4 protein-coding genes are annotated in these 6052 nt (G+C 60.8%); 2 read left to right on the top strand and 2 right to left on the bottom strand.

The genetic code is table 11. From position 1 onward, the window contains the following. Positions 1–1216: adenylate/guanylate cyclase domain-containing protein (locus tag E4K65_RS46060; protein ID WP_167771698.1), on the bottom strand; the 1216-nt coding region annotated here is incomplete at its 3' end. Between the two features lie 220 nt (positions 1217–1436). Next, positions 1437–2255, bottom strand: a complete 819-nt coding sequence (locus E4K65_RS46055) for a class I SAM-dependent methyltransferase (RefSeq protein ID WP_135179685.1) — start codon at positions 2253–2255, stop codon at positions 1437–1439. A gap of 669 nt (positions 2256–2924) precedes the next feature. Here E4K65_RS46055 and E4K65_RS46050 point away from each other — a divergent pair. Both E4K65_RS46050 and E4K65_RS46045 read left to right on the top strand, forming a co-directional pair. After that, positions 2925–3587, top strand: coding sequence for a phytochelatin synthase family protein (locus tag E4K65_RS46050; protein ID WP_135179684.1), 663 nt, complete (start codon positions 2925–2927; stop codon positions 3585–3587). 283 nt (positions 3588–3870) lie between these two features. Then, entirely contained in the window at positions 3871–5592 is a 1722-nt protein-coding gene (locus E4K65_RS46045) for a SulP family inorganic anion transporter (protein ID WP_135179683.1), read from the top strand. Positions 5593–6052 lie beyond the last annotated feature (460 nt).

Genomic DNA, 6052 nt, shown 5'->3' with positions numbered 1-6052 from the left:
CGGTCTCGAGCGACAGCAATGCTGCGAGCAGCGGGGCCACCACGCTGACATCATTGCTCGAGAGCGCAAGCAGCGCCTCGAGCTTGTCGAGCCGCGTTGCGGCGGGGTCATCCGCGGCAAATCCTGCCGCCCGCTCCAACAGCCCGATCACCGGATGCAGCGGGCTGGTCTGATGGTGCGGTGAGCAGTAGTGGCTCAGGGCCGTATGCGCCTCATCTTCAAGTCGCCCGCGCAGCGCGCGCAGGAGGCGCGACTTGCCGATGCCAGGCTCGCCCGACAGCAGCACCACCTGGCCCTCCCCCTCCTTGGCGCGCTCCCACTGCTCGAGCAGCAGGCCAATCTCATGCTCGCGACCGACCAGCGGCGTCAGACCTGCTCCGTGCAGTGCCTCGAACCGGCTCTCGGCGGCGCCTTCTCCGACCACGCGCCACGCCCGCACCGGAACGGGAAACCCCTTCAAAATCTGCAGGCCGAGCTCGGCGAGTTCGAACAGTCCACCAATGAGCTCGCGGGTGCGGGCGGAGATCATCACCGAGCCCGGCTCGGCGAGGGCTTGCAGCCGCGCCGCGAGGTTCGGGGTATCGCCGACCACCGTCTCCTCGCGCGCCGCGCCTTCGCCGATCAACTCGCCGACAACCACCGACCCGGTCGCGATGCCGACGCGCGCCGCCAGCGTCTCGCCAGGCGCCGATCCCAGGCCGTGCACCGCCGCGACCGCCGCGAGGCCGGCCCGCACCGCGCGTTCGGCCTCATCCTCATGGGCGCGCGGGTAGCCGAAATAGGCCAGCACACCATCTCCCATGTACTTCGCCACATGCCCTTCGAACCGCGCGATCGCGCCCGCCACTGCACTCTGATAGGTCCGCAGCACTTCGGCCATTTCCTCCGGATCGAGCCGCGCCGCGAGCGCGGTCGAGTCGACCAGATCGACGAACATCACGGTGAGTTGGCGGCGCTCAGCCTCGGCTGCAAGTGAGACGCTGGCGGAGCCGGCGGCGGGTGCGGCCATAGCAGGGGCGGCCACCGAAATTGAGGCGACCCGCAGGGCGGCGATCGCCGCGAGCAGCTTGCGCCGATGACCGATCGAGGTGACACCGAGCCCAATCAGGTCGTCGGCCGTTAGGTCGGCGAGCACGTCGGCATCGACGTCGTTCTCGCGGAACGCCTGTGCGTACTGTCCCAGCCCCAGACCACACAGCCAGGCCGTGACGTCCATGGGCTCCTCCCGGCTCTCGTCTTCAGAGCACCAAGGTGGGTCAGCCTACTGCAAGACAGCTTGAGCAGGGGCGCGATAAAACGTCACGAGCTGACTGCGGGCGACGGCCACTCCTGGCATCTTTGAGAGTCGCCGATCAATCCTGAAAACGTCTGCCAGTTAGGATAGAGTGGATGTCATCAGCGTCGGCTCCAAACGTCGCGAATGACCCACAGCCGACTCAGTGGAGCGAAGCCGTCACCACGAAAGATTGTTGCGGGAATGTCAGTCCGCCGTTCGCCAGCATAGCGGGATCGAGGCGAGCCGCTGCGTCGTCGGCGATGGCGGCCATCTTGCGTTCACGCCCGGGACCATCCTCGCCCTTCAAAAGCGCAGCCATCGGGGTCGCCGTGAGTTGGAAGCGGACGTAATCCAGCGCTGAGGGAAAGCTAATTTGCTTGGATACGGTCGCAACATTGACGTCCTCAAAACCAGCCTGCCGCACCCAGTTGCCGAGCTCTTCGGCAGCGCAGGAAAGATGCTCGGAGCGTTTCGTCCGTGAGGACTGGGCTCCGAGAAAACTGTCGAGCGCCTGCACGAAAGCGTGCGCGGCTGGCGTTTGCTCGATGGCGCTGTAGACGCTGATCCCGACGCGACCTCGTGGCTTGAGAACCCGGGCCATCTCTTTGAGAGCCAGCGGTCGATCAGGGAAAAATTGCAGTCCGAGTTGGCAGAGCGCGACATCGAAACTATGCGCCTCGAATGGCAAGTTCAGCGCACTCCCTTCGATCCACTCGACCTTGGTCGATTTCGTCCGAGCCACAGTCAACATCGCCGTGTTGAGGTCTATGCCAACCAACCTCCCGACGTGCCCTCGTTCATCCAACAGCCGCGCCACGACCCCGGTTCCGCAGGCGACATCGAGTACGCTTTCCCCCTTTGTCGGTCTGGTACGGTCGAGCAGATCCTTGGCCCAAATCGACGTGATGGCGGGGACGAGATAGCGCTCATAGAGCTCAGGGGCGCTGGCATCCATCTGCCAATGTTCGCGCGGCGCCATGACAACTTCCTAAAATGCCCAGGGTGAAAACGCCCGAAAGAAAAGGAACGAGAAAATTATACCCGTGCTGGCCGATATGGCCAACCGGTACAAGGTCACCGAAAACTCCGTTTGTGGCCCCTTACCGACATTCGAACTGCATCGCGCGGGCCGTGTGATGGCAAGCTTTTCAAAAAGATGCAGTAGTACTGTCCCTTTGACCTCGAAATTCACGGTGATAATGTTGCAATCGCGGTCTGTCCGGGAGGACACAATGGGATGGTTTGACCGGCTGTTTGGAAGGACGTCGGCGCCTGGTACCCCACTCTTTGCGAGATTTAGGCGGAAATCACGGGCACCGACAGATCCTGATCTTCTGAAGATTGCCAAAGACCGAAAAAGGCATATTTCGCGAAGAGCCGTGAGAGATGAATATAATCGGCTGCTTTTGGAGAAGTACGCGCACGACAAGTCCTGATTTCCAATTCCATCAGGGTCCCACTACGTGCCAGCGAAGCTCTTCATCTCCGGCCGCTTCTTTCTCGCCTCGCTTATTGGCCGTCAGCGGGACAGGCTGACTGCCGCCATCGAGAGCAGCCGTTGCCCACCATGGGGCGCTCACACGATATCTCCCGCCAGTTAGCATAATCTTGCCGGCCAATGTCGTCATTGCCGCTAAGGTTCTGAGCCATGAAGCGATGGCGCTACGTCAGTATCAGCAGCATGGTTATCGCCGTGGGTCTGGTTTGTGCCGGCGCCCTGGTGGTCGGTCAATCGCACGTGCCAGCAGACGCCATAGCGTCATCGGTAACACGTACACCGGAGCTTATGGAGCGTGCGTGGCACCTGCCCGTGGCAGCCACATTCCAAAGACACGTTGACTGGCAGTCAAATGGCTCTCGCTGCGGACCTGCAGCTGTTGCGAATGCCTACCGGTCGCTCGGCGAGGCGGCAAGGACGGAGGGCAAGGTGCTGGCCGGTACATGGAGCTGCTGGACAGGCGTATGCATCATGGGTCTCACGCTCGACGAGCTGGCCAAAGTCGCCCAGACCAACACGAGCCGGAAAGTCACGGTCTTACGCGATCTCAGCGAGAATCAGTTTCTGGAGCATCTCCGTCGCACCAACGATCCGGGTCGACGCTACATCGTGAATTTCGATCGCGCTCAAATTTTTGGTGCTGGTAGCGGACATCACTCCCCAATTGGGGGCTACTTCGAAGCCGAGGACCTCGTTTTCGTGCTCGATGTCAATTTCAACTTCCAGCCATGGCTGGTCGAGCGGAAGCGGTTGTTCGACGCTGTAAATACGTTCGACGGCGACAAGAAGCGGGGGCTGCTGTTCATAGAGTAATACACTGCATGTCGCCTGTTGGCCCATCACCGAAGTGGCGGCGCACCTCACCGAGGTCCGCTCACCGAGGCATGGCAGACCAAATTTGCTCAGGTTGAGTTCTTCGCATTTTGACCCTAACCGGACATGCCGCGGACATGCCAAAATTGACGCGAATGAGCGGAGATGTGACATTCCTCCGCTTGCCGAGGACGGAACAGCCTGACTTAGTTCTAAGCGGGACAACGCAGCCAACGCATGACGCGTGGCGAGCGAGTCCGACCGGATCTGGGAGTGGTCGCCAATGAGGCGTTGGATCCACTGGCTGCCCGGAATCGAAACCCTCCATCGATATGAGACGGCGTGGCTTCCGCACGATATCTTCGCTGGACTCGTCCTTGCGACGATGCTGGTCCCGGTTGGAATTGCCTACGCGGTAGCATCGGGCTTGCCTGGTATCTACGGTCTGTACGCAACGATCGTACCCCTGTTGGTCTACGCGTTGTTCGGCCCCAGCCGCATCCTCGTGCTGGGACCCGACTCTGCGCTGGCAGCTGTCATCCTCGGCACTGTCGTTCCGCTGTCTGGTAGCGATCCTCTTCGCGCCGCAACGCTCGCTGCCATGATGGCGATCGTTTCAGGGACGGTATGCATTCTAGCCGGCATCGCGCGCCTGGGTTTTGTCACCGAGTTGCTCTCCAAGCCGATACGCTATGGCTATATGAACGGAATTGCGTTGACCGTTTTGATCAGCCAACTGCCAAAGTTCTTCGGTTTCTCAGTCAGAAGCGAAGGACCTTTGCGGGACCTATGGGCGATCGCCGATGCAATGCTTGAAGGAAAGACAAACTGGGTCGCATTCGGGCTTGGGCTCGGCACGCTGGTCGTCATCCTGCTGCTCAAGGACAGCAAGCGGCTGCCGGGCATTCTGATCGCGGTAGTTGCGGCGACCGCCGTCGTCGGCGCGCTTGATCTCGGCACCCGCTACGGCGTGGCGGTCATTGGTCCCCTTCCAGAGGGATTGCCGGGGTTCGCAATCCCCTGGATCAACTACGGCGATATCGTCCCGGTACTGGTCGGCGGGTGCGCCATCGCCCTGGTTTCGTTTGCGGACACCAGCGTACTTTCGCGTTCCTATTCCGCACGGTTGGGCACTCATGTCGATCCCAACCAGGAGATGGTCGGGCTTGGCGCCGCCAATCTGGCAACCGGCCTTTTTCAAGGTTTCCCGATCAGCAGCAGCTCTTCGCGGACTCCAGTTGCCGAAGCCGCCGGCGCCCGCACCCAGCTTACCAGCGTAGTAGGCGCGCTTGCCATCGCCATCCTTCTGCTGGTGGCGCCAAACCTCCTTCAGCATTTGCCCACCGCGGCATTGGCGGCCGTCGTCATCGCCGCTGCGATCAGCTTGTTTGAGGTCACCGACCTCAAACGAATCTATCGGATTCAGCAGTGGGAGTTTTGGCTATCGATGGTCTGCTTCGTCGGCGTGGCGGTGCTCGGAGTGATTCCAGGAATTGGCCTGGCAATCGCAATCGCCATCGCCGAGTTCTTATGGGACGGTTGGCGCCCACACTCCGCCGTGTTGGGTCGCGCCCATGGCGTCAAGGGTTATCACGACATCACAAGATACCCGGATGCGCGCCAGATCCCCGGGCTGGTCCTGTTTCGGTGGGATGCGCCTCTGTTCTTCGCCAACGCGGAGTTCTTCAAGGAGCGCGTACTGGACGCCGTGGCGAAATCGCCGACGTCCGTACGCTGGCTGGTCGTTGCGGCGGAACCTGTCACCAGCGTGGACGTCTCCGCCGGCGATACAGTCGCCGAATTGGACGAGGCGTTGCACGCGCAGGGTATCGAGTTGTGCTTTGCCGAACTGAAAGATCCAGTAAAGGACAAGCTGAAGAGATTCGGACTGTTCTCGCAGCTTGGCGAGCAATATTTTTTCCCAACCATTGGCGCAGCCGTTTCCAGTTATCTGGAAATCAATGATGTGGAGTGGGAGGACTGGGAGGACCAAGCCAAGTGCTAGGAAGTGACATGCCGGGCTTGAATACACACGCCGATTGACTTCCGACCTTGGCACTTTTCGGACTTGCCGAAGCGGCCTGACGATATCCGTTTATTGAGTGCCGGCTCAACCGGAGGTAAAGCGGACCTCGTAACCGCGCGCGCCCAAGTCGGAAAATGACCCAAATGTATGGTCCGGCCGTGCGTAGCAAGAGGTTCGTCGATCAGGTGGTGAGTGGTCTTGCATCAATGTATCCGGCCTTTGATTGGAGCATTTTCTCCGGGCCATCATGGATATCAGCGCGCGTGCGTTCTCATTAGCGGACAGGCCTCGATTGGGCCATTTGGGTCACCAGTGTTCGCATGCGCCGGGAAGACCGAACCTCCATCTCGTCTCATCCTCTCGCAGACCTCGGCTGGAACCTGTTGATGGGGTTACGTCATCGCATGCTCCTCCTACCTCGCAGTTCCTGTGTTCGAGC

This window comes from Bradyrhizobium niftali, from assembly GCF_004571025.1.
Lineage (GTDB): Bacteria > Pseudomonadota > Alphaproteobacteria > Rhizobiales > Xanthobacteraceae > Bradyrhizobium > Bradyrhizobium niftali.
This window is presented reverse-complemented; position numbering and strand designations above follow the sequence as displayed.